16 protein-coding genes are annotated in these 24,961 nt (G+C 66.6%); 9 read left to right on the top strand and 7 right to left on the bottom strand.

The genetic code is table 11. From position 1 onward, the window contains the following. Window positions 1-92: 92 nt before the first annotated feature. The 4 genes from ACL58G_RS11895 to ACL58G_RS11880 all read left to right on the top strand — a co-directional run bounded on the left by ACL58G_RS11895 (window position 93) and on the right by ACL58G_RS11880 (window position 4,635). On the top strand, window positions 93-1,211 hold the full coding sequence (locus ACL58G_RS11895) for a YjgN family protein (RefSeq protein WP_440967062.1): 1,119 nt from the start codon (window positions 93-95) through the stop codon (window positions 1,209-1,211). A gap of 7 nt (window positions 1,212-1,218) precedes the next feature. Continuing rightward, window positions 1,219-2,265 carry a M48 family metallopeptidase gene (locus ACL58G_RS11890; protein ID WP_440967060.1) on the top strand — a complete coding sequence of 349 codons (1,047 nt, stop codon included), beginning with the start codon at window positions 1,219-1,221 and terminating at the stop codon, window positions 2,263-2,265. A 206-nt stretch (window positions 2,266-2,471) separates the two neighbouring features. Then, entirely contained in the window at window positions 2,472-4,145 is a 1,674-nt protein-coding gene (locus tag ACL58G_RS11885; protein ID WP_413383603.1) for a methyl-accepting chemotaxis protein, read from the top strand. An 88-nt stretch (window positions 4,146-4,233) separates the two neighbouring features. Beyond that, entirely contained in the window at window positions 4,234-4,635 is a 402-nt protein-coding gene (locus tag ACL58G_RS11880; protein ID WP_440967058.1) for a PRC-barrel domain-containing protein, read from the top strand. On the opposite strand, the gene ACL58G_RS11875 is transcribed toward ACL58G_RS11880, so the two are convergent. After that, on the bottom strand, window positions 4,636-5,961 hold the full coding sequence (locus ACL58G_RS11875) for an amidohydrolase (protein ID WP_440967056.1): 1,326 nt from the start codon (window positions 5,959-5,961) through the stop codon (window positions 4,636-4,638). A gap of 220 nt (window positions 5,962-6,181) precedes the next feature. Between ACL58G_RS11875 and ACL58G_RS11870 the strand changes: the two genes are divergently transcribed. Then, a complete protein-coding gene (locus tag ACL58G_RS11870; RefSeq protein WP_440967055.1) occupies window positions 6,182-7,801 on the top strand; it encodes a methyl-accepting chemotaxis protein in 1,620 nt (539 codons plus the stop codon). Between the two features lie 4 nt (window positions 7,802-7,805). On the opposite strand, the gene ACL58G_RS11865 is transcribed toward ACL58G_RS11870, so the two are convergent. From ACL58G_RS11865 to ACL58G_RS11850, 4 genes are all read right to left on the bottom strand, one after another. Beyond that, window positions 7,806-10,454, bottom strand: a complete 2,649-nt coding sequence (locus ACL58G_RS11865; RefSeq protein ID WP_440967054.1) for a molybdopterin-containing oxidoreductase family protein — start codon at window positions 10,452-10,454, stop codon at window positions 7,806-7,808. Beyond that, window positions 10,454-11,182: a 4Fe-4S dicluster domain-containing protein gene (locus tag ACL58G_RS11860; RefSeq protein ID WP_413383584.1), complete on the bottom strand. Its 729-nt coding sequence runs from the start codon at window positions 11,180-11,182 to the stop codon at window positions 10,454-10,456. The genes ACL58G_RS11865 and ACL58G_RS11860 overlap by 1 nt, the downstream gene beginning before the upstream one ends. 80 nt (window positions 11,183-11,262) lie before the next feature. Next, entirely contained in the window at window positions 11,263-12,927 is a 1,665-nt protein-coding gene (gene leuA, locus ACL58G_RS11855) for a 2-isopropylmalate synthase (RefSeq protein WP_440967052.1), read from the bottom strand. Window positions 12,928-13,297: 370 nt separating this feature from the next. Continuing rightward, window positions 13,298-16,528: an error-prone DNA polymerase gene (locus ACL58G_RS11850; protein WP_440967050.1), complete on the bottom strand. Its 3,231-nt coding sequence runs from the start codon at window positions 16,526-16,528 to the stop codon at window positions 13,298-13,300. 78 nt (window positions 16,529-16,606) lie between these two features. Between ACL58G_RS11850 and ACL58G_RS11845 the strand changes: the two genes are divergently transcribed. Both ACL58G_RS11845 and ACL58G_RS11840 read left to right on the top strand, forming a co-directional pair. Further along, window positions 16,607-17,389 carry a PhzF family phenazine biosynthesis protein gene (locus ACL58G_RS11845; RefSeq protein WP_440967048.1) on the top strand — a complete coding sequence of 261 codons (783 nt, stop codon included), beginning with the start codon at window positions 16,607-16,609 and terminating at the stop codon, window positions 17,387-17,389. Window positions 17,390-17,434: 45 nt separating this feature from the next. Continuing rightward, the gene (locus tag ACL58G_RS11840) at window positions 17,435-17,824 is read left to right on the top strand and encodes a VOC family protein (protein WP_413383577.1); all 390 of its coding nucleotides are present in this window, start codon (window positions 17,435-17,437) and stop codon (window positions 17,822-17,824) included. A 15-nt stretch (window positions 17,825-17,839) separates the two neighbouring features. Here the strand turns inward: ACL58G_RS11840 and ACL58G_RS11835 are convergent, their stop codons facing one another. Together ACL58G_RS11835 and ACL58G_RS11830 are read right to left on the bottom strand one after the other, a co-directional pair. Further along, window positions 17,840-18,238 (bottom strand): VOC family protein, encoded by a 399-nt coding sequence (locus ACL58G_RS11835; protein WP_176936259.1) that lies wholly within the window; start codon window positions 18,236-18,238, stop codon window positions 17,840-17,842. Between the two features lie 140 nt (window positions 18,239-18,378). Next, window positions 18,379-19,347: a threo-3-hydroxy-L-aspartate ammonia-lyase gene (locus tag ACL58G_RS11830; protein WP_440967046.1), complete on the bottom strand. Its 969-nt coding sequence runs from the start codon at window positions 19,345-19,347 to the stop codon at window positions 18,379-18,381. A 567-nt stretch (window positions 19,348-19,914) separates the two neighbouring features. On the opposite strand from ACL58G_RS11830, the gene ACL58G_RS11825 reads away from it, so the two are divergent. Together ACL58G_RS11825 and ACL58G_RS11820 are read left to right on the top strand one after the other, a co-directional pair. Then, a complete protein-coding gene (locus ACL58G_RS11825) occupies window positions 19,915-22,299 on the top strand; it encodes a VPS10 domain-containing protein (protein ID WP_440967044.1) in 2,385 nt (794 codons plus the stop codon). A 264-nt stretch (window positions 22,300-22,563) separates the two neighbouring features. Further along, window positions 22,564-24,954 carry a TonB-dependent receptor plug domain-containing protein gene (locus tag ACL58G_RS11820; RefSeq protein ID WP_440967042.1) on the top strand — a complete coding sequence of 797 codons (2,391 nt, stop codon included), beginning with the start codon at window positions 22,564-22,566 and terminating at the stop codon, window positions 24,952-24,954. Window positions 24,955-24,961 lie beyond the last annotated feature (7 nt).

Below are 24,961 nucleotides of genomic sequence, written 5' to 3'. Positions count from 1 at the left end.
TCCTCATTCCATCTTGGCAACATATCCCATTGCCAACAACAGGGAACTATGGCTACACTGGTGATCTTTCTTCCATGTCAAGAAAATCGGCCATGCACGCAACTGACGACAGTCCTTTCGATGAGCCGACTTCGCATGGCCTGTCGTTCTCCGGCAGCGGCGCCGAATACTTCCGCATCTGGATCGTCAACCTGATGCTGACGGTGGCCACGCTGGGCATCTACTCGGCCTGGGCCAAGACCCGCCGGCTGCAGTATTTTTACCGGAACACCCGGCTCGCCGGCGCCAGCTTCGACTTCCGCGGCGACCCGAAAGCGATCCTGCGCGGGCGCATCCTCGCCGTGGCGCTGCTGGCGGCGTATCACTACGCGTTCGGCTTTTCGCTCAAGGTGGGCGTCGTCACCGTCGCGCTGCTGCTGGCCGGCCTGCCCTTCATGATGCGGTCCGCGCTGCGCTTCCGCCTGTCGAACACGGTCTACCGCGGCCTGCCGTTCGGCTTTGCGGGCGGCATCAAGGAGGCCTACATCGTGTACTTCGTGCCGGTGGCGATCTTCGTGCTGCCCGGCGCGCTCGTCGCCCTGATGCCGGGGAATCCCGGCGTCGGCGCCATCTTCCTGCTGTACCTGTGCTGGCCGCTGATGCATGGCGCGATGAAAGCCTACCAGCACAAGCACCTGATGGCGGGCGACCAGCATGCCGCGTTCGGCCTCGACACGGCGGACCTCGCCAAGCCCTACGTGCGCGCATTCCTGATCGGCCTCGGCGTGATGGTGTTCGTCGGCCTGTCCATCGGCCTCTCGGTGTATTTGGCGCGCGGGCAAAAGTCGGCGGCGGCGTTCGCGGCGTTCCTCCCGGCCATCCTCGCCATCGTGCTCGCATATCTGACCATGCTGCTGATGGGGCCATACATCCTGGTACGCATGAACAACCTCGCCTGGTCGGCCACATCCTTCCCCGGCATCCGCATCACCTGCGCGATGCGGACCTGGCCCTATCTGCGCCTGCAGACGGTCAACGTACTGCTGACCCTGCTGACGTTCGGCCTGTTCCGCCCGTTCGCCGTCGTGCGCACGTGGAAATATCGCGTGGCCCACCTCACCGTCGACGCGCCGGACGGGTTCGAGCAGGCCGTGCTGGCGGCGCGGCGCCCACCCGCCGCCGCAGCCGGCGACGGCGTCGCCGACTTCCTCGGCGTCGACCTGTCGTGGTAAGGAGCTCATGATGATCGCCGCCCATTTCTTCGATGGCCACGACGCCCGCCTGCAACCGGTCGGCCTGGACGTACGCGATGGCCACCTGCACGTCGATGCGCCGGGATTCGAACGCAGCTATCCCCTGGGAGACGTCGCGCTGGCCGAACCGTTCGACCAGGCGCCGCTCATGCTGCGCCTCGGCGACGCCACCGGCGAGGTGCCGTACGGCCCGGGACGGCAAGCGCTGCTGGCCGCGCTCGGCTACCGCAAGAGCGCCGTCGAGCGCTGGCAGGCACGCTGGCCCGCCGCCCTCGCCGCCCTCGTCCTGCTGCTGGCGCTGCTCGGCGCCGGTTTCGTGTGGGGCGTGCCGGCCGCCGCCGAATTCATCGCCGCGCGCCTGCCGGCCTCGGTCGACACGAAGCTCGGCCAGGCTGCGCTGGCCGGCCTGGAAGCGCAGGGCATGCTGGCGCCGTCGCGCCTCTCGGACGACCGCATCGCCGACGTCGAAGCCCTGCTGCCCCGTGCGCTGCCCGCGCGCCCGCGCGTGCCCGTGCGCCTGCTCGTGCGCTCGTCCGACACCCTGGGCGCCAATGCGCTTGCGCTGCCGGACGGCACGATCATCGTGACCGACGCGATGGTCCGCCTCGCGCTCGACGACGACAACGAACTGGACGACGACGGCAAGGCCGCCCTGCTGGGCGTGATCGGCCACGAGGTCGGCCATATCGAACGGCGCCACGCGACGCGCGCGATGACGGGGTCGTCGCTGACGGCCGCGATGTCGGCCACGCTGTTCGGGGACTTCAGCGCCGTCGCCGCAGGCCTGCCGGCCGTGCTGACGCAGATGCGGTATTCGCGGTCGATGGAACTGGAAGCGGACGATGACGCCGTCGCGGTCCTGCGCCGCAACGGCCTGGAACCGGACGTGCTCGCCGACGCCCTGGAGGCACTGGAGCGCGCGCGTCCAGGCGAGGACAAACTGCCGCGCTGGCTGAAGAAATCGATGTCGTATCTGTCCACGCACCCCGACACCGTCGAACGCATCGCGCGCCTGCGCAAGACCGCCCGCTGACACCCGTTGTCAACCTCATCATGGCAGTTAACCGACATGCATCATGCTGTCACATGCGGGCAACATTATGGTGCTCATATGCACACTTTTTGGGCGCGGAATTCCATAAGGCAACAAAAAATTCTTTCCTGTACGTAGAATCAAGCCGGGAACTGATTGTTACCTCTTCCCCCATAACAATCACGCTTGAATCAAGGAAGAACAAGATGGGCTTTCTCGCCAATATGAATATTGCGAAACGTCTCGGCGTGGGCTTCGCCCTTGTGCTGGGCCTGACCCTCGTCATCGCGGCCGCCGCCGTCTGGCGCCTGAATGCGATCGCGGATGCGACGCGCGCGATGATGGCCGTCCCGCTGGCCAAGGAGCGCATGATGGAAGAATGGCATATGCAGACGTTCGCCGCCGTGCGCCGTACCGCGGCCATCGTCAAGAGCTCGGACCCCAGCCTCGTCGAATTCTTCAAGGCCGACGGCGTCAAGACCGCCAGCCGCTCGACCGAACTGCAGAAGCAGATCGAAGCGCTGGTCGACGGCGACGAGGAACGCGCGCTGTTCGGGCGCATCGGCGAACTGCGCAAGGCCTACACGTCGTCCAAGCAACGCGCCATCAAGGCCAAGGCCGCCGGCGACACCGCCGAGGCCGAGCGCATCCTGAACCAGGAATACGTGCCGACGTCGGAAGCCTACGAAGGCAAGCAGGCCGAGCTGGTCAAGATGCAGCAGAACCGCATCGACACCATCGCGAGGGAAATCGACAACGCCAGCCGCCACAGCGCGCGCATGATCATGATCGTCGCCGGCGTCGCCGTGCTGTTCGGCGCCGGCTGCGCGTGGGTGCTCGCGAATGCGATCGTCCGTCCGATCCGCCAGGCCGTGGACCTGGCCGAGAAGGTGGCCGCCGGCGACCTCACCCAGCACATCGACGCGAGCGGCACGTGCGAGACGGGCGCCCTGCTGCGCGCGCTGCGCAACATGAACGACAGCCTCGTCGCGATCGTCGCGCAGGTTCGCAGCGGCACCGATACCATCGCCACCGCGTCGGCCGAAATCTCGGCCGGCAACATGGACCTGTCCTCGCGCACCGAACAGCAGGCCGGCTCGCTCGGCACGACGGCCAGCACGGTCGAGGAACTGACGGGCACCGTGCGCCAGAACGCGGACAACGCGCGCCAGGCGAGCCAGCTGTCGATCGCCGCGTCGGAAATCGCGACGCAGGGCGGCGCCGTGGTCGACCAGGTCGTGCAGACGATGGGCGCGATCAACGATTCGTCCAAGAAGATCGTCGACATCATTTCGGTCATCGACGGCATCGCCTTCCAGACCAACATCCTCGCGCTGAACGCGGCCGTCGAAGCGGCGCGCGCCGGCGAACAGGGCCGCGGCTTCGCCGTCGTGGCGGGCGAGGTGCGCACGCTGGCCCAGCGCTCGGCCGCCGCGGCGAAAGAGATCAAGGCCCTGATCGTCGATTCCGTCAACAAGGTCGAGGACGGCACGAAGCTGGTCGACCAGGCCGGCATGACGATGAGCGAAGTGGTCGACAGCATCCGCAAGGTGAGCGACATCGTCGCCGAGATCGCCAGCGCCAGCGGCGAGCAGAGCACCGGCATCGAACAGGTCAACCACGCCATCGCCGACATGGATTCGTCCACGCAGCACAATGCCGCCCTCGTCGAGGAATCGGCGGCGGCGGCCACCGCGCTGCGCGACCAGGCCGACAAGCTGGCCGAAGTGGTCGCCCTGTTCCATATCGACGCGACAGCCATGACGGCACCGAAAGCCGCGCCTGCACCCGCTCCCTCGCGCGCCGTCGTGACCGTGAAGACGAGCGGCCGCAAGCCGGCGCCGAAAGCGGCATCGACCGAGGAGTGGGAAACGTTCTGAAGCCGTCCGTGCGTTCCCGGCCGAACCGGCGCGTCGGACTCGGGTTATCCTTGTGCTCCCGGACTGGAATGTGGCGAGGAGACGGAAAATGTCTTACGAGGAACGCGACGACTACGGCATGTACAAGAACAAGCACGGCAAGGGTCCGGGCCCGGAGCTGATGGGCGCGAACACCCTGATCGGCGACCACGTCCACAACCTGCAGAACGAGCACCTGGGCGTCATCAAGGAATTCATGGTGGACATGCGCACGGGTGCCATCGCCTACGCCGTGATGTCGTCCAGCCGCTTCCTCGGGCTGGGCGAAAAACTCTTCGCCGTGCCCTGGCAGGTGCTGACCTTGGACCCGCAGCACAAGCGCTTCACGATGGACATCCCCAAGGAACGCATCGCCAGCGCGCCCGGCTTCGATACCGACCACTGGCCGGACATGGCCGATACGCGCTGGATGGGCGAGGTGCACGCGTACTTCGGCACCTCGCCGGCCTGATTACTTCGGCGGCATCAGGTCGAGCAAAATCGCCGTCTCGGCCTTGATGGTATTGACGACGGTCGGCTTGAAGTCCGGCGCCCACTGCGGCGAGTGCGTACCCGGCAGCGGCTGGCCGGCCTTCTTCGCGGCGTCCAGGCGGGCGGCGTCGACGGCGCCCACGTGCAGCAGGATCGCCTTCACGCCCGGCTGCTGGCCATACTGCGAAAAATCTTCCGACGTCATCTTCGGCGGCATCTCCTTCACGAACTCGGGGCCCACTGCGCCCTGCACGGCCTTCACCATGCGGGCCAGCGTCTCCGGATCGTTGTAGACCGAATCCGTACCCGGCTTCACTTCCACCAGCGGTTCCTTCGGCGCGCCGGCGGCCATCGCTTCACCCTTCGCTTCGCGCGCGATGCTGGCCAGCACGCGCTTGCGCACTTCCGGCTTGAAGGTGCGCACGGACAGCTGCAAGGTCACCTGGTCGGGAATGATGTTCGCCTGCGTACCGCCGTGGATGCTGCCCACGGTGATCACGACCGGGTCGATCGGGTTGTTCTCGCGCGAGACGAGCGTCTGCAGCGCCAGCACGATGCGCGACGCCATCACGATCGGGTCGCGCGCCTCGTGCGGTACCGCGCCATGGCCGCCCTGGCCGAACACGGTGATGCTGACGACGTCGGACGACGCGCGGAACGGACCGGCGTGGTACATGATCGTACCGGACGGCATGGACGCGTCGTCATGGAACGACAGCGCGTAATCCGGCTTCGGGAAGCGCGTGAACAGGCCATCCTTCAGCATCGCGCTGGCGCCGTTCACCGGCTCCTCGGACGGCTGGCCGACGAGCATCAGCGTGCCGCTCCAGGCCTTGCGGTTCCCGGCCATCAGCTTCGCGGTGCCGTACCACGCCGACATGTGCAGGTCGTGGCCGCAGGCGTGCATCACGGAGACGGTGTCGCCGGCGGCGTTCTTCGTCGTGACCTTGCTGGCGAACGGCAGGCTCGTTTTTTCCTGGACCGGCAGTGCGTCCAGCTCGGTGCGCAGCATCACGGTCGGGCCGGGGCCGTTGCGCAGGATGGCGACGACACCGGTGCCGCCGACGCCGGTCGTGACGTCGAAGCCCAGCGCCTTGGCGCGCTCGGCCAGCTTGGCCGCGGTCTGGTGTTCGTTGAACCCGAGCTCGGGGTTGCGGTGCAGGTCCTGGTACAGCGTTTCGATGGCCGGGTAGCTGGCGTTCAGCTGTTCGGCGAACGGCGCGGGCAGCGCGGCGGCGCCGGCGGCCTGGGTGCCGATGACGCCCGCCAGGAACAGGGTGGTGCGGAGAATGCGGGAAGATTTCATGAGTATCCGTGAACAAAAAAAACGGGTGGACGATGCCGCCACCCTTTTTTACGCTAACAGATGCGTCCAAATGCGACAATGGATCGTTTAACAATTCCCATAGGCAACCTGTGGAAACTACGTAGTGGAGTGTTGCGTAAAAGTTTCTTTACAGAATTTATTTTTCCAGGTGGAAAATATGATGCGTACAATATGCCCCTTCGTTTCACAAGGACTCACGATGGGACTCATTGCAAACATGAAGATCGGCCGACGCCTCGGCCTGGGCTTCGCCCTCATCCTCGCGATGACGGTGGCGATCGCCGCGGTCGGCGCGTGGCGCCTCACCGAAGTCGCCAACGCGACCAAGGCCATGATGGCCGTGCCGCTCACGAAGGAACGCCTGATCACGGACTGGTACAGCCTGAACTACGCGTCGATCCGCCGTACCGCCGCCATCGTCAAGAGCACCGACCCGTCGCTCGGCCCGTACTTCAAGGACGACGCGGCGGCCTCGGTGAAGCGCGCCGCCGAACTGCTCAAGCAGATCGAACCGCTGATCGCGGCCAGCGGTCCGGAACATGACCTGTTCGCGCAAATCGTCGAACAGCGCAAGACGTACAGCGCGTCGCGCGACGGCGCCGTCAAGGCCAAGGCCGACGGCAACGCGGACGAAGCCGCGCGCATCCTCGACCAGGCGTTCACGCCGGCCGCCCAGAAATACCAGGCACTGCTGCAAGACCTCGTCGCCATGCAGCGCACCAGCATGGATGCCACCGCCGCCGCGATCGATGCCGACGCGACGCTCAGCACCCGCCTGATCGTCATCTTCAGCAGCTGCGCGCTGGCGCTGGGCGCCCTCGTGTCGTGGCTGCTCACGCGCGGCATCGTGCTGCCGATCCGCGCCGCGGTGGCCGTGGCCGAGACGGTGGCGGCCGGCGACCTGACGCACGCGATCGAAGCGCATACGCAGGACGAGACGGGCGCCCTGCTGCGCGCCCTGCGCCACATGAACGACAGCCTGGTGGGCATCGTCAGCCAGGTGCGCGGCGGTACGGACACCATCGCGACGGCCTCGCGCGAGATCAGCGCCGGCAACCTCGATCTGTCGGCCCGCACCGAGCAGCAGGCCGGCGCGCTGGAAGAGACGGCCGCGTCGATGGAAGAACTGACGACGACCGTGCGCCAGAACGCGGACAATGCGCGCCAGGCCAACCAGCTCGCCATCGCGGCGTCGGCCATCGCCACGCAGGGCGGCGCCGTGGTCGGCGAAGTCGTCACGACGATGGGCGCCATCAACGCGTCGGCCAGCCGCATCGCCGACATCATCGGCGTCATCGACGGTATCGCCTTCCAGACCAACATCCTCGCATTGAACGCGGCCGTGGAAGCGGCGCGCGCCGGCGAACAGGGACGCGGCTTCGCGGTCGTGGCGTCGGAAGTGCGCAACCTCGCGCAGCGCTCGGCCGCCGCGGCGAAGGAGATCAAGGACCTGATCGCCACGTCGGCGGCCAACGTGGACGCGGGCACGAAGCTCGTCGACCAGGCCGGCGCGACGATGGAACAGGTGGTCGGCAGCATCCGCCGCGTGACCGACATCATGGCCGAGATCACGAGCGCCACGCAGGAGCAGACGGGCGGCATCGAGCAGGTCAACCAGGCCATCGGCCAAATGGACCAGGTGACCCAGCAGAACGCGGCGCTCGTCGAGGAAGCGGCGGCGGCCGCCGCGTCGATGCAGGAGCAGGCGGCGACGCTGGCCGAAGTGGTCGGCGTGTTCAAGGTCGAGCGCGGGTTCAGCCTGGCTGCGCCGGTGGCGGCAAGGCCCGTCGCTCGTCCCGCCCTGCCGGCGACCTTCTGACCCCTTACACCTTGCGCACGCTGCAGACCGTGTCGAACCACGACTGCATGCCCACCAGCGGCGCCGGGTTGACGGGCAGGATGGCGTTGATGTTCACGCCGTTGCCCCGCCCGCCGTTGCGCGCGTCCCACCACACGCCGTTCGTGAGGTCGTCGACGCGCGGCGCCGGCGCAAGGCTCTTGCGCATCGGCGCCTGGCCGGTGGCATCGAGCACGGCGTCGCGCGCGCCCGCGCGGCCCTGCGCGGCGCGCCCGCCCACCTGCCAGCCCAGCGAGTTCGACACGGCCAGCACCTTCGGATGGATGGCGTCGGTGACGAACACGCGGATGCGCGCGCGGCCCACGACCTCCTCGCGTCCCGCGGGCGCGGCCTTGAAGGCGACGTCGCCCAGTGTGCCCGAGCGGGGGCGGTAGGTCGTCAGTTCGACCATGTCGCCGGACTTCACGCCGATACGCCGCGCGACCTTGGGATGCATCCACATCGGGTTGTCGTGCACGATCTCGGACAGGTATTTTTGCGACGCCGTGCGGCCCTGCGTGTGCACGTTCCACTTGAACGTCGTCAGGACGAAGCGGTCGTCGGCAAGCCGGTCCAGGCCGGGCACGGGGTGGAATGCCGGCATGCCGTCGTCCGCCATGCCCGCCTTCGCCGCGACCTCCGCCACTTCCGGCGCGAGGATCTCGAAGCGGCGCGACGGCGTGGCGAACCCGCGCAGCGGCTCGCCCTTCACCATCATCCCGATGGCGCGCTCCTTGCCCGTCTTGTCCATTTTGAGAATGCGGCCCGTGCCGTCGACGCGCGTACCGTCCAGTTGCGCGGCACCGAGCCTGCGGCGGTACACCTCGTAAGTCTTGGGCTGGCTCGTGTCCACATGCACGCCGTAGTGCTTCATATAGTCGAAGCCCGACGCGAACGTGCGGCCGTCCGGACCTTGCGTCGGCAGCTTCGAACACTGCGCGCGCACGAAGTCCTCGTGCGCGCCGAACGCGAAATACTTCGCCTGCTCCGGCGCCAGGCGCCGGCCCACGTCGAACAGGACCTCGGGGAAGGACCGCGCCTCGCCCGGCGGCGCCGTCATCGGCTGGCGCAGCATCACGTAGTGCTGCAGCTCGAGGTTGTTGCGGATGTCCATGCCCCACCGTTCGAGATAGGTCGCATCGGGCAGGATCAGGTCGGCCCAGTGCGCCATCTCGGAATACACGATGTCCGAGCAGGCGTGGAACGGGATCAGCTTTTCGTCGGCCAGCACACGGGCGGCCGTCGCGCGGCCCTCCGGCCACGTCATCGGGGACACGATCGTGTAGCTCAGGTAGACGTCGAGCTGCGCGCGGCCCTGCTCCAGGTAGTCGTACACGACCTGGCCCACCTTCATCTTCTGCCACCGGTTCGCCAGCGGCCACTCCGGCGGGTCTTCCAGGTCGGTGCGGATCCTGACCTTGGGCGGCTCGGGCTGCGGCGCCGGGTACTTCGCCGGCGCCAGCTTCTCCTCGAGCCCGTAGCAATAGCCGCCCGGGCGGCCGACGGAACCGACCAGCGCATTGAGCATGACGACGGCGCGTTCGTTGTTGAAGCCGTTGTAGTGCGCGCCCGTGCCGCGGTTGGTGAAGGCGGCGACGGCGGGACGCGCGCGTGCGAACTCGATCGCGATCCGTTCGATGTCCGCAGCCGGCACGCCCGACTGGGTCTGCGCCCACGCCGGCGTGCAATCCTTCAGCCACGTGCGCAGCTGCGCTTCGCCGGGCTGCACGAAGTCCTCGATGAAGGCGCGGTCGTGCAGGTTCTCGCGCAGGATCACGTGGGCCATCGCGAGCGCGATCGCGCCTTCGGTGCCCGGATGCGGCTGGAACCATTCGTCGCTGCGGCCCGCGGTATTCGACATGCGCACGTCGAACGTCACGAGCTTGGCGCCGTGGTCGAAGCGCGCCTTGACGACGCGTTTTACCAGATGCAGGCCGCCCTGGTGGGCCTCATAAAAATTGGCGCCGAAGTTCAGGAAGTAGCGGCAGCGCTCGGCGTCGATCGATTCCCAGTCGGTCTCGCCCAGGCTCACGTAGTTGGCGGCGCGCTTGTTCGACGAACACAGCGCGCGGTGGTTCAGCAGGACGGGCGAGCCGACCGCGTTCAGGAAGCGCGCGAACTCCGCCTCGTAGCGCGAGCGGCCCTGGTGGATCGCCACGCGCTCGGGGTGGCCGTCCGCGATGCTCTTGCGGATGCGCGCCGCGATCTCGTCGTACGCCTCGTCCCACGTGATGCGCTTCCACAGGCCCTCGCCCCGCTTGCCCACGCGCTTGAGCGGGTACAGCAGGCGCTCGGGATACGTGTTGATCGTGGGACCGCTCTGCCCCTTCGCGCACGTCATGAAGCTGCCGAGGTTCGGATCGAGCGAATTGCCGCGGATCTTGACGACCTTGCCGTCCTCGACGAACCCTTCGATGCCGCACACGGTGGAGCAGTTCAGGCACACGCTTTTCACTGCCGTGGCCGTGCGGTAGTCGACGTGCCGCTTGCGGGCCTTGCCGTCCGCGCCGGTCGTGTAGTTCAATGGCTCGGCGGCGGCGGCCGCAGCATCGCCCGGAGCGAGCAGAATGGTCTCGCCGACGGCCAGCGTGGCCAGCGCGCCGAGACCGGACTTGAGGAAACCGCGTCGTTCCATCACTTGCCTCCCTTCGGTTTGGCCGTCGCGTTGCCGACGACGGTGCCATAATCGGCGCGCAGCTCCGCCCACGTGTCGATCTCGTACGTGAACGGATCGTGGTTGCGGCCCTTCGGCAGCTTGTTCTCGACGGCGCGCGGCACGACGGTGCCGATGCCGCGGTAATGCACGGCCGGCCTCGTGCCCTCCTGCGGCTTGAGCACGGCCAGCTCCTTCCCGTGCCGCGCGTTGAAGCGGCTCACGGCGCTGCCCGGGTCGTTCAGGTCGCCGAACGCGAACACGTCGGCGGGACACGCCTCCACGCACGCCGGCTGCATGCCGGCGTCGAGCCGGTGACTGCAGAAGTCGCACTTGTCCGCGACCTGCGCGACCGGATCGATATGGATGGCGCCGTACGGGCACGCGGCGATGCAGTCGCGCGACCGGTCGCAGCTGTCCACGTCGATGCGTACGACGCCGTCCGCGTCGCGGCGGATCGATTCGGTGGGACACGCCTTCAGGCACGGCGCGTCCTCGCACTGCATGCACAGGGCGGGCAGGAACGCGCGCTTCGGCGTGACCTTGCCGGCGGCGTTCTTGCCGTGGAAGTCGTGGTAATAGACCTTGGTGCGGAACATGCCGAGGTAGACCGAGTTCTCGACCTTGCAGGCGACGGAGCAGGCATGGCAGCCGATGCAGCGCTCGGTGTCGATGGCCAGGCCCCAGTGCGGAGTTTTTTCAGGTGTCATGGCGTGAAGAATGGTGGGCCGCGCGGGCGCGAAACCCACGATGATAAACGATCGCGCCGCGCGCGCCCCTCCACGTCGTGTTACGCCGCGGCCGCGAAGTGGCGGTTCACGCCACTGAGGATCGCCCGGAACGACGCGGTCATGATGCTGCCGTCCACACCGACGCCGAACAGCGAACCGCCGCTGCCGACGCGCAGCTCGACGTAGCACGCGGCCTGCGCATCGGCGCCGCGGCCCAGCGCGTGCTCGTGGTAGTCCATCACCTTGACGTCGAGGTCCAGCGCATTCACGAACGCGTCGATCGGGCCGTTGCCGATGCCGTGACGGGTCGTGCGCACGCCGTCGATCTCGATGTCGACCTCCAGCCGCGTGCCGTTTTCTCCTTCATTCGACATGGCGTGACCGCGATAGACATGACGGCCCGGGTCCAGGTACTCGCCGCGGAAGATCGCGTGGATGTCGGCGGCGGCGACTTCGCGTCCGCTGCTGTCCGTCGCGTGCTGCACGGCGCGGCTGAATTCGATCTGCAGCCGGCGCGGCAGGACAAAGCCGTATTCCCGTTCGAGCAGGTACGCGATGCCGCCCTTGCCCGACTGGCTGTTCACGCGGATCACGGCATCGTAATTACGTCCCAGGTCGGCCGGATCGATGGGCAGGTACGGCACTTCCCAGATCGCGTCGGGCTGTTGCTGGGCGAAGCCCTTCCTGATCGCGTCCTGGTGCGAGCCGGAGAACGCGGTGAACACGAGGTCGCCCGCATACGGATGGCGCGGGTGGACGGGCAGCTGGTTGCAGTCCTCGACGCACTGGCGCACCGCGTCGATGTCGGAAAAATCGAGGCCCGGGTGGATGCCCTGCGTGTACAGGTTCAGCGCCAGGGTGACGATGTCCACGTTGCCGGTGCGTTCGCCGTTGCCGAACAAACAGCCTTCGACGCGGTCCGCGCCCGCCATCACCGCCAGTTCCGCCGACGCGACGGCCGTGCCGCGGTCGTTGTGCGGATGGACGGACAGGACGATGGCGTCGCGCCGCTCCAGGTGGCGGTGCATCCATTCGATCTGGTCGGCATACACGTTCGGCGTGCTGCACTCGACCGTCGACGGCAGGTTGACGATCATCCTGCGGTCCGGCGTCGGCTGCCAGATCGCGGAGACCGCATCGCACACCTCCTTCGAGAATTCCAGTTCGGTCATGCTGAACGTCTCCGGCGAGTACTCGAAGACCCATTCCGTGCCGGGCCGCGCGTCGGTCAGTTCCTTGATCAGGCGGGTGCCGTTCAGCGCGATCTGCTTGACGTCTTCCCGGGTCGCGCCGAACACGATGCGGCGGAACGCGGGCGCGATCGGATTGTAGAGGTGGACGATGGCGCGCCGCGCGCCCTGCAGCGAGTCCACGGTGCGGCGGATCAGGTCCTCGCGCGACTGGGTCAGCACCTCGATCGTCACGTCGTCCGGAATGCGGTCTTCCTCGATCAGCTTGCGCACGAAATCGAAATCCGTCTGCGACGCGGAGGGAAACGCGACTTCGATTTCCTTGAAGCCGATCTTGACGAGCTGTTCGAACATGCGCAGCTTGCGCTCCACGCTCATCGGCTCGATCAGGGCCTGGTTCCCGTCGCGCAGGTCGGTGCTCATCCAGATGGGCGGACGGTCGATGATGCGGTCCGGCCAGGCGCGGAAGGTGACGAGAGATTCGGTGGGGACTGTCGGGAAACGGCGGTACTTTGCTGCGGGGTGCGACAACATGGACGACTCCTTTTCAGGGCTGTGGGAAAACGCGGACGCGACGGGTCCCTGCCGCATGGCGCGCGCATGCGGATCACGGAATCCAGACGACGGAAATCAGAGGTGGCGGAAAGGCTGCCCGGCTGCCACGGGGCACGTGGCCAGGCAACCGGACGCTAGTCGAAAGACGGGAGAGAACATGGAATGGCGAACCTTATTCTGAAACTTCGGCGGTACGGCACGGCAGACGAACTGAGGACGAGCTGCGGGAATGGCGATTCAGGCCAGGTGCGGTAGCACTAGCGGTAGCGCTAGGGAAGTCAGAAAGGTGGAGTTCGCGGTGAGCATTCTTTTAATATAAAAAGTTTATGCCGATTGTGTCAAGCAAAACCTAGCAAAAGTCACGACTGCGCGCATCGAGCTTGCCGAGCAGGTGCGACATGTCGACGAGGCGCCTGGCGACGAGGTGACGCACTTCGCCTTCGCGCTGCCACACGCCGTACACGCCCAGCAGCGACGCGTTCAGCACTTCGCGCCGCTGCTGCTCGACGAGCTGCGGCCAGACGATCACGTTGATGTTGCCCGTCTCGTCCTCGATGGTCAGGAACAGCACGCCCTTCGCCGTGCCGGGACGCTGGCGCACGGTGACGATGCCGCAGGCGCGCGCGAGCTGGCCATTCTGGAAATCGTGCAGCACGTCGGCCGGCAGGAAGCGCTGCGCCAGCAGCCGGTCGCGCAGCAGCGCCAGCGGATGGCGGCCCAGCGTGAGGCCCTGCGCGCGGTAGTCGCCGACGATCTCCTCGCCCTCCTGCGGCGCGGGCAGCTCGGGCACGTCCTCGTCGGGCGCCGTGGGCTTCAATAAATCCTTGTCGGGCACGGCGCCCGCCGCTTCCCACAAGGCCTGGCGGCGGTGGCCCGCGAGCGGTCCGAGCGCATTGCCGGCGGCGAGCACCTGCAGGTCGCCGCGATCGAGTCCAGCGCGGCGCGCGAGGTCGGCGACGTTCGCGAACGGCCGCAGCGCACGCGCGAGCTCGATGCGCTCCACCGCTTCCTGTGCCATCCCGCGCAGCATGTGCAGGCCGAGGCGCACGGCGGGCTGGCCGCGTGCATGATCGTCGAGGTCTTCCAGCGTGGACTCCCAGCTGCTGATCGTGATGTCGACGGGACGCACCTCGATGCCGTGCCGGCGCGCGTCCTGCACGAGCTGCGACGGGCTGTAGAAGCCCATCGGCTGGCTGTTCAGCAGTGCGCACAGGAACGCGGCGGGCTCGTGGCACTTGAGCCAGGAACTGGCATACGCGAGCAGCGCGAAGCTGGCCGCGTGCGATTCGGGGAAGCCGTATTCGCCGAAGCCCTGGATCTGGCTGAAGATCTGCTCCGCGAAGGATTGGTCGTAGCCCTTCGCCAGCATGCCGCCGACGATGCGCTCATAGTATTTTTCGAGGCCGCCCTTCCTCTTCCACGCGGCCATCGCGCGGCGCAGCTGGTCCGCCTCGCCCGGGGTGAAGCCGGCCGCGAGGATCGCCACCTGCATCACCTGCTCCTGGAAGATCGGCACGCCCAGCGTCCGTTCCAGCGCCACCTTCATGTCGGGGCTCGGATACTTGACCGGCTCCTTCTGCTCGCGCCGCTGCAAATACGGATGCACCATGCCGCCCTGGATCGGGCCGGGACGCACGATCGCGACCTGGATCACGAGGTCGTAGAACGTCTTCGGCTTCATCCGCGGCAGCATGCTCATTTGCGCGCGCGATTCGATCTGGAAGACGCCGACCGTGTCCGCGCGGCGGATCATCGCGTATGTGGCCGGGTCCTCGTGCGGGATGTCCTGCATCTCGAACGTCGTGCCGTGGCGCAGGCCGACCAGTTCCAGTCCGCGGCGCAGCATCGACAGCATGCCGAGCGCCAGCACGTCGACCTTCATGAGGCCCAGTTCCTCGAGATCGTCCTTGTCCCACTGGATCACGCTGCGGTCTTCCATCGTCGCGTTCTCGATGGGGACGAGGCGCGACAACTGCCCGCGCGCCATCACGAACCCGCCCGGATGCTGCGACAGGTGGCGCGGAAAACCGAGCAGGCGCTGCGCCAGCGACGCCCATTGCTGCGACAGCGGCGCGTCCGGATCGAGCCCGCTCTCGGCCAGGCGGTTCAGCAAATCGGCCTTGCCGTCGAACCAGTGGTGCTGCTTGCACACCTTGTCGACGATGGCGAGGTCCACGCCGAGCGCGCGGCCGCTGTCGCGCAGCGCGCTTTTCGGGCGGTAGCTGATGACGACGGCCGCCAGCGCCGCGCGGGTGCGCCCGTACTTCCGGTAGATGTACTGGATGACTTCCTCGCGGCGCTGGTGCTCGAAGTCGACGTCGATGTCGGGCGGTTCGTTGCGCTCCCGGGAGATGAAGCGCTCGAACAGCAGGTTGCCCCGCGCCGGATCGACTTCCGTGATGCCCAGGCAGTAGCACACGGCGGAATTGGCCGCCGAGCCGCGGCCCTGGCACAGGATGTGTTGCGAGCGCGCGTAGCGCACGATGTCGTACACGGTCAGGAAGTAGTGCTCGTAGCGCATCTCGGCGATCAGCGCGAGCTCGTATTCGATCTGCGCCTGGACCTTCGCCGGGATGCCTTCCGTGAAGCGCCGGTGCGCGCCGATCCAGGTCTGCTCGCGCAGGTAGCTCGCGGCCGTGTGGCCGGGCGGGACCACCTCGTCCGGGTACTCGTAGCGCAGCTCGTCCAGCGAGAACGTGCACAGGCGCGCGATGCGCACCGTCTCGTCCAGCGCCGCGCGCGGATAGATGTTCGCGAGGCGCACGCGCGAGCGCAGGTGCTGCTCCGCGTTCGGCGCCAGCTGGTAGCCGCACTGCGCCACGGGCTTGCCGGCGCGGATGGCCGTCATCGTGTCCTGCAGCGGTTTGCGCGAACGGACGTGCATCGTCACGTGCCCGCACGCGACGATGCGCATGCCGTGCTGCCACGCCACTTCCTCGATGGTGGCGCGGTGCGCGTCGTCGAACGCGCGGTGCAGCAGCGTGAGGCCGAGCCACGCGCGGCCGGGAAAGGTCTGCGCCAGCCATGCGGCCTGATGGTGCAGGCGGTCGACGTCTTCCGAAGGTTGGGCAAATGAGTGGCCCGAATACGCGGGCAGCAGGATCGCCAGGCAGTCCGGCATGCCGCGCAGGTGCTCGAGGCCTTCGGGCGGCGCATCGAAATCGGACGGATGCAGCCGGTACGTGCCCTTCTCGCTGCGCGTGCGGCCCAGCGTGATCATCTCGGACAGGTTGCCGTAGCCGTTGCGGTTTTGCGCCAGCAATAACAGGGACAACGCGCGGCTGCCATCCTCCGGATGCTGCAGATGAAAATGCGCGCCGACGATGAACGGCAGCTTGGCCCGCTTCGCTTCCGCATGCGCGCGCACGACGCCGGCCAGCGAGCACTCGTCCGCCAGCGCCAGCGCCGTGTAGCCCAGCTGCACGGCGCGGTCCACCAGTTCTTCCGCATGCGACGCGCCTTGCAGGAACGAAAAGTTCGACAGGCAAAACAGTTCCGCATACGCCGGCAGCCCTGCCGCCGCGCCCAGGTGGGGGTCGTGCGTGGGTGGACTCAGGCGGGTCGGCGGAAGATTTGGCATGGCATTTCAGGCAAAATGGTGTATTATGAAATACTGTATATAAACCCAGTATATCCGACGAACCCGACCTTGCCAAATATGCACATCCATTCTTTGCGCTGCTTCAGTTCCCGTCCAGGTACCGGGAACCCGGCCCTCGTCATCGAGGACAAAGAACAAGACCCGGATGCACGCCAGGCCCTCGCCCGCGCGCGCGACACGACCTGCGTCTTCATCGACGTGGGGAGCGACGGTGCGTTGTCCGTCGATTACTACTATCCGCACAAGCGCAGCCCGCTGTGTCTCCACGCGACGCTGGCCGTGGCGGCCGTGCTGTTCGCGCGCGATCCGCACGCGGGTGCCATCGCCGTACGCACGGCGGTCGAAGGACAACATCTGGAACTGGTGCGGGACGGCGAGGAATATTTCGTGCGATTGTCCGCGCAGCCGGTGGCGGCGCGGGACGTGACCGCCGACGTGGCGGCCGAACTGCTGGGCGTACCGGCGGCGTCGCTGGGCACGCCGCCGCGCGTGGCGTCGGTCGGCAGTCCCAAGCTGCTCGTCAAGGTGGCGGATACGGACGCTTTATATGGCCTCGCGCCCGACCTCGCACGCATCGCCGCGTGGGGCAAGGAAGCGGGCATCAACGGCATCTATGCCTGGTGCCGCCGGGACGACGGCACGTTCGAGGGCCGCAACTTCAACCACCTCGACCCGCGGCTGGAAGACAGCGCGACGGGCGTCGCGGCCGGTGCGCTGACGGCATTGCTCGGCCTGGGCATCCGGCTGCGCCAGGGCCGCGCGACGGGCGGCGATTGCCTGATCCGCACGCGCAAGGAAGGTGCCGCCATTCTCGTCGGCGGCGCGGTCGAAACCATTTGATTCGCAGGCGTTGTACCCCCCAACCCACTCATCAAGGAGACCGAAATGGAACGGAACGTCGTAGGCTGGTTCGAAATCTATGTGGACGACATGAAGCGCGCCCGCGCTTTCTATGAAGCCGTGTTCGAAACAAAACTGGACAACCTCGCGCCGGAAGGCAGCGAAGCGCCGGGCGGCCTGGAGATGTGGGCCTTCACGGGCGACCCGAACGCCGGCGGTGCGGCCGGCTCGATCGTCAAGATGGAAGGCTGCAAGGCCGGCGGCAACAGCACGATCGTCTATTTCAGCTGCGCCGACTGCGCCGTCGAGGCAGCGCGCGCCGCCGCGAACGGCGGGCGCATCTTCAAGGACAAGTTCTCGATCGGGCAGTACGGCCACATCGCCCTCGTCGAAGATACCGAGGGCAACATCATCGGATTACACTCGATGAACTGAAGTCAATAAATTAATTCAAGCCTGGGGCGCCATCCAGGCCAGTTCCCAGATATGGCCATCGAGGTCTTCGAACCCGTGGCCATACATGAAGCCGTGGTCCTGCGGCGGGCGCGGTGCGCGTCCGCCGGCAGCAACGGCTTTCGCCACCAGCGCATCCACTTCCTCGCGGCTCTCGCAGCTCAGGCAGACGAGGACTTCCGTCGCTTCCTTCGCCTGCACGAGGGGCTTGTCGACGAACGTCTTGAAGAACGGTTCCGTGAGCAGCATCGCGTAGATGCTGCCGTCCGCGATCACCATGCAGGCACCGCTCTCGTTGGTGAACTGGGGATTGAAGGTATAGCCCAGCGCCTCGAAGAACGCCTTGGATTTGTCCAGGTCCTTGACGGCCAGGTTGACGAAGATCTGCTTGTTCATGATGCCTCCTAGTGTTGGGTGAAATGGATGCCACATGCCTACGACGAACAAGGCATCACGAAATCGACATGAACACCGGGGTCAGAGCCCGATTTTGGGCAATTTCCAAAAATCGGGCTCTGACCCCGGTTTGACGCTAGTCAGCCGGCCAGGAAGCCGCTCAGCTTCGCCAGGTCGATGTTGCCGCCGCTGACGAGAATCCCGACCTTCTTGCCGCGCAACTCATCCTGCATGCGCCGCGCCGCCGCGAACCCGAGGCAGCCGGTCGGCTCCACGACGATCTTCATGCGCTCGGCAAAGAAGCGCATGCATTGCACCAGTTCGTCGTCGGTGGCCGTCAGGATGTCGTCGACATCGCGCCGGATGATCGGGAACGTGAGGTTCCCCAGGTGCTGGGTCTGGGCGCCATCGGCAATGGTCTGCGGGGTGTCGATGTGCACGATCGCGCCCGAGCGGAACGATTGCTGGCCGTCGTTGCCCGCCTCCGGTTCCACGCCGTACAGGCGGCATGACGGCGACAAGGCACGCGTGGCCAGCGCGGCGCCGGACAGCAACCCGCCGCCGCCCAGGCACACGAAGAACGCATCCAGCGGCCCGACTTCCTCGAACAACTCCTTCGCGGCCGTACCCTGCCCCGCGATGACGTCCGGGTGATCGTACGGCGGGATCAGCGTGAGGCCGTGCTTCTGCGCGAGGTCGCGGCCGATCTGTTCGCGGTCCTCCGTGTAGCGGTCGTACATCACGACGTTGCCGCCGTAGCCGCGCGTGGCGGCGACCTTGGCGGCGGGGGCGTCCTGCGGCATCACGATCGTGGCGGGGATGCCGAGCAGCTTCGCGGACAGCGCGATGGCCTGCGCGTGGTTCCCCGACGAGAACGCGACGACGCCGGCGCGGCGCTGCTCGGGCGAGAACTTCATCAGGGCATTGCAGGCGCCGCGGAATTTAAAAGCGCCCATGCGCTGCATGTTCTCGCACTTGAAAAAGACCTGGGCGCCGAAGGCCTCGTCGACGGTACGCGACGTCAGCACCGGGGTGCGGTTGGCGACGCCGGCGATACGGGATGCGGCCTGGACGACGTCATCGTAAGTAGGGAGCGGAATCGAGCTCATCCTGTTTTCCTTTTGGGCTGTTGGATGGCAGGCATTCTACTCAGCCCGGAATGGACGCGTCGAGGAGCGCGTATAACGCCTGCAAATCGAGCGGTTTGACGAGGTGATGGTCGAAGCCGGCGGCCAGCGAACACCGGCGGTCGCTGGCCTGGCCGTAGCCCCGTCATGGCGACGAACAGCGCACCGGCCGTGGCCGGCCAAACGAAAAATCATACTGTGGCCTGGCATTTTTCACTCGCAATTCGCGTTGACAGTAGAAAATGTTGGCGTCTAGACTCAGTTAATGTTTATTAATTGTGGCGGAATATTTGGTTAATCCGCGTATCGGACGCCGAACGCTCCCGAACGGCGGAGGATCTTTCGCGGAGCAGAGGCGGACAGCACTCGCTTTCTGACGAAGCAGGTAGCTGCAGCGTGATCGTGCGGCCACAAGGGTATTAAATATATAAGAAACATTTGCGTTCTATAAACGTCGCGCCAGTCCGAGGGCAGTTTCGACACCCATACCTGGCGCCGTCCGCCGGCCCGGACATTGAACCATTAATCTTGTATCTGGTAGGAGACATCATGGGAATTCAAAACAAACGACTCATCGTCCTGGCGATCATCGCAAGCCTCGCGGCAGGCTGCGGCGGCGGCGGTTCGAGCGGTTCGAGCAGTTCGAGCGGTTCGAGCGGTTCGAGCGGCACGGGCGGCACGGGCGGCACCGGCGGCACCGGCAGTACCGGCGGCACGGGCGGCACCGGCGGCACGACCGACCCGGGCAGCACGAGCCCAGGCACGGACGCCAGCGGCGCGGCCGCCACGTGGACGAGCGTGAAGTGGGGGGGCGGCGGCTACGTCACGGGCCTGATCTATCACCCGACGTCCGCGCACGTGCTGTATGCCCGCACCGACATCGGCGGCGCCTATCGCTGGGACGACACGTCGAAGTCGTGGACGCCGATCACGGACGGCCTCGGCTTCAGCGGTACCGAGAGCCGGTTCCACGGCATCGAAAGCATCGCCCTCGATCCGAACAACGACCAGCTCGTCTACATGATGACGGGCATGTACACGTTCGAAGGCAATGGCCGTATCTATATCTCGAGCGACCGCGGCAACACGTGGACGCACTATGACGTGCCGTTCGCGATGGGCGGCAATAACGGCGGCCGCCCGCTCGGCGAACGCCTGATGGTCGATCCGAACAAGCCGTCGACGCTGTTCTTCGGCTCGCGCGTGGCCGGCCTGTGGAAGAGCACGGATTCTGGCAAGACCTGGGCCCAGGTCACGTCGCTGTCGTCCGTCACGATGACGTCGGCCCAGGTCAAGGACGGCGGCATCGAGACGGTCGTGTTCGATACGAGCACCAAGGGCACCGGCACGGCCACGCAGACCATCTACGTGGCCATCGCGCCCGACTACGTCGCCGCGGCCGGACTGACCTCGAACCTGTACAAATCCACCGACGGCGGCGCGTCGTGGGCGCCGGTCGCGACGCCGGTCTCCGGCTTCATTCCGCATATGGTGCGCGGCGTCGACGGCACGATCTATGTGCCGTTCACCCAGGGCAGCGGCCCAGGGATCGGCGGGCCGAGCAAGCTGTACAAGTTCGACGGCACCAGGTTCGATCTGCTCAACAGCGTCGACTACGGCGGCTACGGCGGCCTGTCCGTCTACGGCAGCGGCGCGAATGCGCGCATCGTGCTGGGCGTCGCGAACACCTGGGGTTTCGGCCAGGTCGTCCAGTTGTCGGTCGACGGCGGTGCCAACTGGAAGGAAATCGAACTGGGCAAGCCGGGCGGCAGCGGCGGCGGCTGGGTGGACGACATCGAGATCGATCCGAGCAACCCCGACCACATCTCGCACGTCCATGGCGGCGGTATCCTCGAAACGCTGAACGCCTCGACGGCCACGCCGACCTGGGGCGACGCCGTCACCAATCTCGAGGAGACCGCGACCAATGCGCTCGTCACCCCGCCGGCCGGCGCGACGTACAAGTTCGTCAACAGCGCGGGCGACATCGGCACCTGGATCCAGACGGACCTCGCGACGAAACCTACCAGGGGCCCGACGCCAAACTGGAGCAGCGGCAACGCGGCCGACGTGGCATGGTCCGATCCGCAATACATCGCCGGTTCGGGCGTCGCAAACTGGCTTGATGCCAAGGGCTTCGGCTTCTGGTCCGGCGACGGCGGCGCGACGTGGGCGAACTTCGCGACCCTGCCCGCTGGAGCCAAGGACAATACGGGTGGCTCCACGACCCTGGTGGTCACGTCGCGCAACAACGTGATCTGGGCGCCGGCCAATTCCGTGCCGTCGTACACCACGAACAACGGCGCGAGCTGGACCGCAACTAACCTGCCGCCGCTGCCGAGCGTGGCCAACGGCTGGGATCGCGGCTACCGCCTGGCCGCAGACCGCAAGAACGCGAGCAAGGTCTACGCCTATGACTCGGGCGGCGCAACGTGGGGCACCGCCGGCAAGGTCTACGTCTCGACCGATGGCGGCCATACCTTCACGCTGAGCGCGGGCTCGACGGCGGCGCAACTGGCGCCGAACGCATGGTGGACCACGTCGATGGTGGTAAACCCGAACGCCGAGGGCGACCTCTGGCTGACGGACGGTAACGCCGTGTACCATTCGACGGACTCCGCGGCGACCTGGACGAAGCTGAGCGGCTTCGCGACGGTGGCGGGCAGCGGCACGACGGGGCAATCCCCGGCTGCCAGTGCCATCGCCCTGGGCAAGGCCAAGGCCGGCGCGTCGTACTCGGCCGCGGTCTACGTCGTGGGTACGAGGAGCGGCGTGTGGGGCGTGTGGCGCTCCGACGACGGCGGCGCCACCTGGTCGCGCTTCAACGACGACGCCCACCAGTTCGGCGGCATCGGAGCGATCGCGGGCGACTGGAATACCTACGGCCGCATCTACTTCAGCGGAACCGGCCGTGGCCTGATCTACACCAACTAAGGTCGGCCAGGTATCAAGGGGCAGCTTCGCGCAATGCCAGTCAGTCAAGCTGACTGGCATTTTTCATTGAGTATTTGGAAGTGATACGACGCTGTAATGGTCATTCCACGTCGGCCATCGGCCCCCGCCTTTCGACAATCACTCATCATTTCCAGCACCCGCCATGAATTCCCGATATGGATGAGCTTGTTGCGGTTATGAGACGTCCAATGGTTGCCTTCATGGAAATTCATTAATATGCAATTTTTCCCTGGAGCCCACCCCTTGAAACTTACAACGATCCGCCAGTCCGTCCTGCTGGGCCTGTACGGCAGCGCGGCACTGGCTTTCGCGCCGGCCGCCTTCGCACAAAATGCCACCGCGCCCGCCGCTTCCGACGCCAATATCCAGAGCGTCAACATCGTCGGCTCGCGCCGCGTCGGCAACACGTCGTCCACCGATACCCCGGTTCCCGTCGACTACATCCCGCTGACGAAGGCCGCCGAGCAGAGCGGACAGTTCGACCTGGCCCAGACCCTGGCCAACATCTCGCCGTCGTTCAACTCGACGCGCCAGACCGGTGCCGACGGCGCCGACCTGGTCGACTCCGCCGCCCTGCGCGGCCTCGGCTCCGACCAGACCCTCGTGCTCGTGAACGGCAAGCGCCGCCACACGACGGCCCTCGTGAACCTGTTCGGCGCGCGCAACCGCGGCAACACGGGCACGGACATGAACGCGATCCCCGTCCTCGCCATCAAGAACGTGCAGGTGCTGCGCGACGGCGCCGCCGCCCAATACGGCTCGGACGCCATCGCCGGCGTCATCAACGTCGAGCTGCGCAAGGACCTGGGCTGCGAAGCGGTTGCCGGTTTCGGCGAATATTCCAGGCACGACGGCAAGAACTGGCTGGCCTCCGCGTACTGCGGCGTGGCCGTCGCGGACGGCGTGCTGGGCATCACCGGCGAATACTACGACCGCGGCCGCTCCAACCGCTCCGACCCGGGCAGCCTGCGCATCATCGGCGACACCAAGTCGAAGAACGAGACCGTCTACCTGAACGGCGAATTCCCGGTCGGCCCGGGCAAGCTGTACCTGACGGCCGGCGCCCAGACGCGCGATGCGTCGTCGGCGGCATGGGCGCGCGGCGGCATCGGTTCGGACGACATCCCGTCGCGCAACTCGGCCGCCATGTACCCGGGCGGCTTCGTCCCGTTCATCAACGGCGACATCGACGACCGCTACGGCATCATCGGCTACCGCACCCGCATCGGCGACTGGGCCAGCGATTTCTCGCAAACCTATGGCTACAACCGCATGCGCTACGACATCGCGCACACGCTGAACGCGTCGATCGCGAACCTGGACCTGATCAACGGCGGCAAGGGCATCAGCCCGTCGCAATTCGACGCCGGCGGCTTCTCGTTCCGCCAGCTGACGACCAACGCCGACTTCAGCCGCTTCTATGACGACATCCTCGGCGGCCTGAACGCCGCGTTCGGCTTCGAATACCGCAAGGAGAACTACCAGATCTTCGCGGGCGAGCCGGGTTCGTACAACGACGTCGACGGCCTGGGCTTCGGCGGCAATGCCGGCAGCCAGGGCTTCCCGGGCTTCCAGCCGGGCGACGCCACCAACCGCGACCGTCACAGCTCCGCCGCCTACCTCGACTTCGAGGCCGACATCGCCCCGCGCACCAAGCTGCAGGCCGCCGTGCGCCACGAGCGCTACTCGGACTTCGGCTCGACGACGACCGGCAAGGTGGCCGGCGCCTTCAAGGCGACGGACGACCTGCTGCTGCGCGCCTCGGCCAGCACGGGCTTCCGCGCACCGTCTCTGCAACAGGTCTATTTCTCGTCGACCTTCACCGACTTCGTCGCCGGCGTGCCGATGGACGTCGTGCTCGCGCCGAACGGCGGCAAGGTCGCCAACGCGGCCGGCATCCCGAAGCTGCATGAAGAGAAATCGAAGAGCTACACGCTGGGCGCGACGTGGACGCCGACGAAAGCCATTTCCGTCACGGCCGACCTGTACCACATCCAGATCGACAACCGCATCGTGCTGTCGGGCCGCTTCGACGCCGACAACTACCCGGCCCTGGGCGCCATCCTGCAGAACCTGGGCGTGGGCCAGGCGCAGTTCTTCGTGAACTCCGTCGACACCCGCACGCGCGGCCTGGACCTGACCGCGTCGCACCGCACGAACCTGGGCGCCGGCAAGCTGGCCACGTATCTCGCCATGAACTTCAGCAAGACCGAAGTGACGGGCGTGCATGCACCGGCCGCGCTGGCCGGCTACGAAGACGTGCTGCTGTCCGAACGCGAGCGCCTGTTCATCGAACAGGGCGGCCCGCGCCGCAAGGCCACGCTGGACTTCGACTACACGCTGGGCCAGCTGGAATCGGACTTCCGCATCATCCACTACGGTCCGCAGACGCTGGGCACGTTCTCCGGTCCGCCGGTGCCGAACCAGTACTACAAGGCCAAGACGTCGGCCGACCTCGCGTTCACGTGGTCGTTCACCGAGAAGACCAAGCTGACCGTCGGCGGCACCAATATCTTCAATGTGCATCCGACGCAGCAGAATCCGGATGAGACGGATAATGGCTTCAAGTATGAGAGCGTGCAGTTCGGCCTGAACGGCGCCGCCTACTTCGCGCGTCTGTCGCACAAGTTCTAAAAACGTA

The sequence above is a fragment of the Massilia sp. GER05 genome (assembly GCF_052056005.1).
GTDB lineage: Bacteria > Pseudomonadota > Gammaproteobacteria > Burkholderiales > Burkholderiaceae_D > Telluria > Telluria orientalis.
Note: the sequence above shows the minus strand (reverse complement) of the source record. Positions and strands in the feature narration are given on the sequence as shown.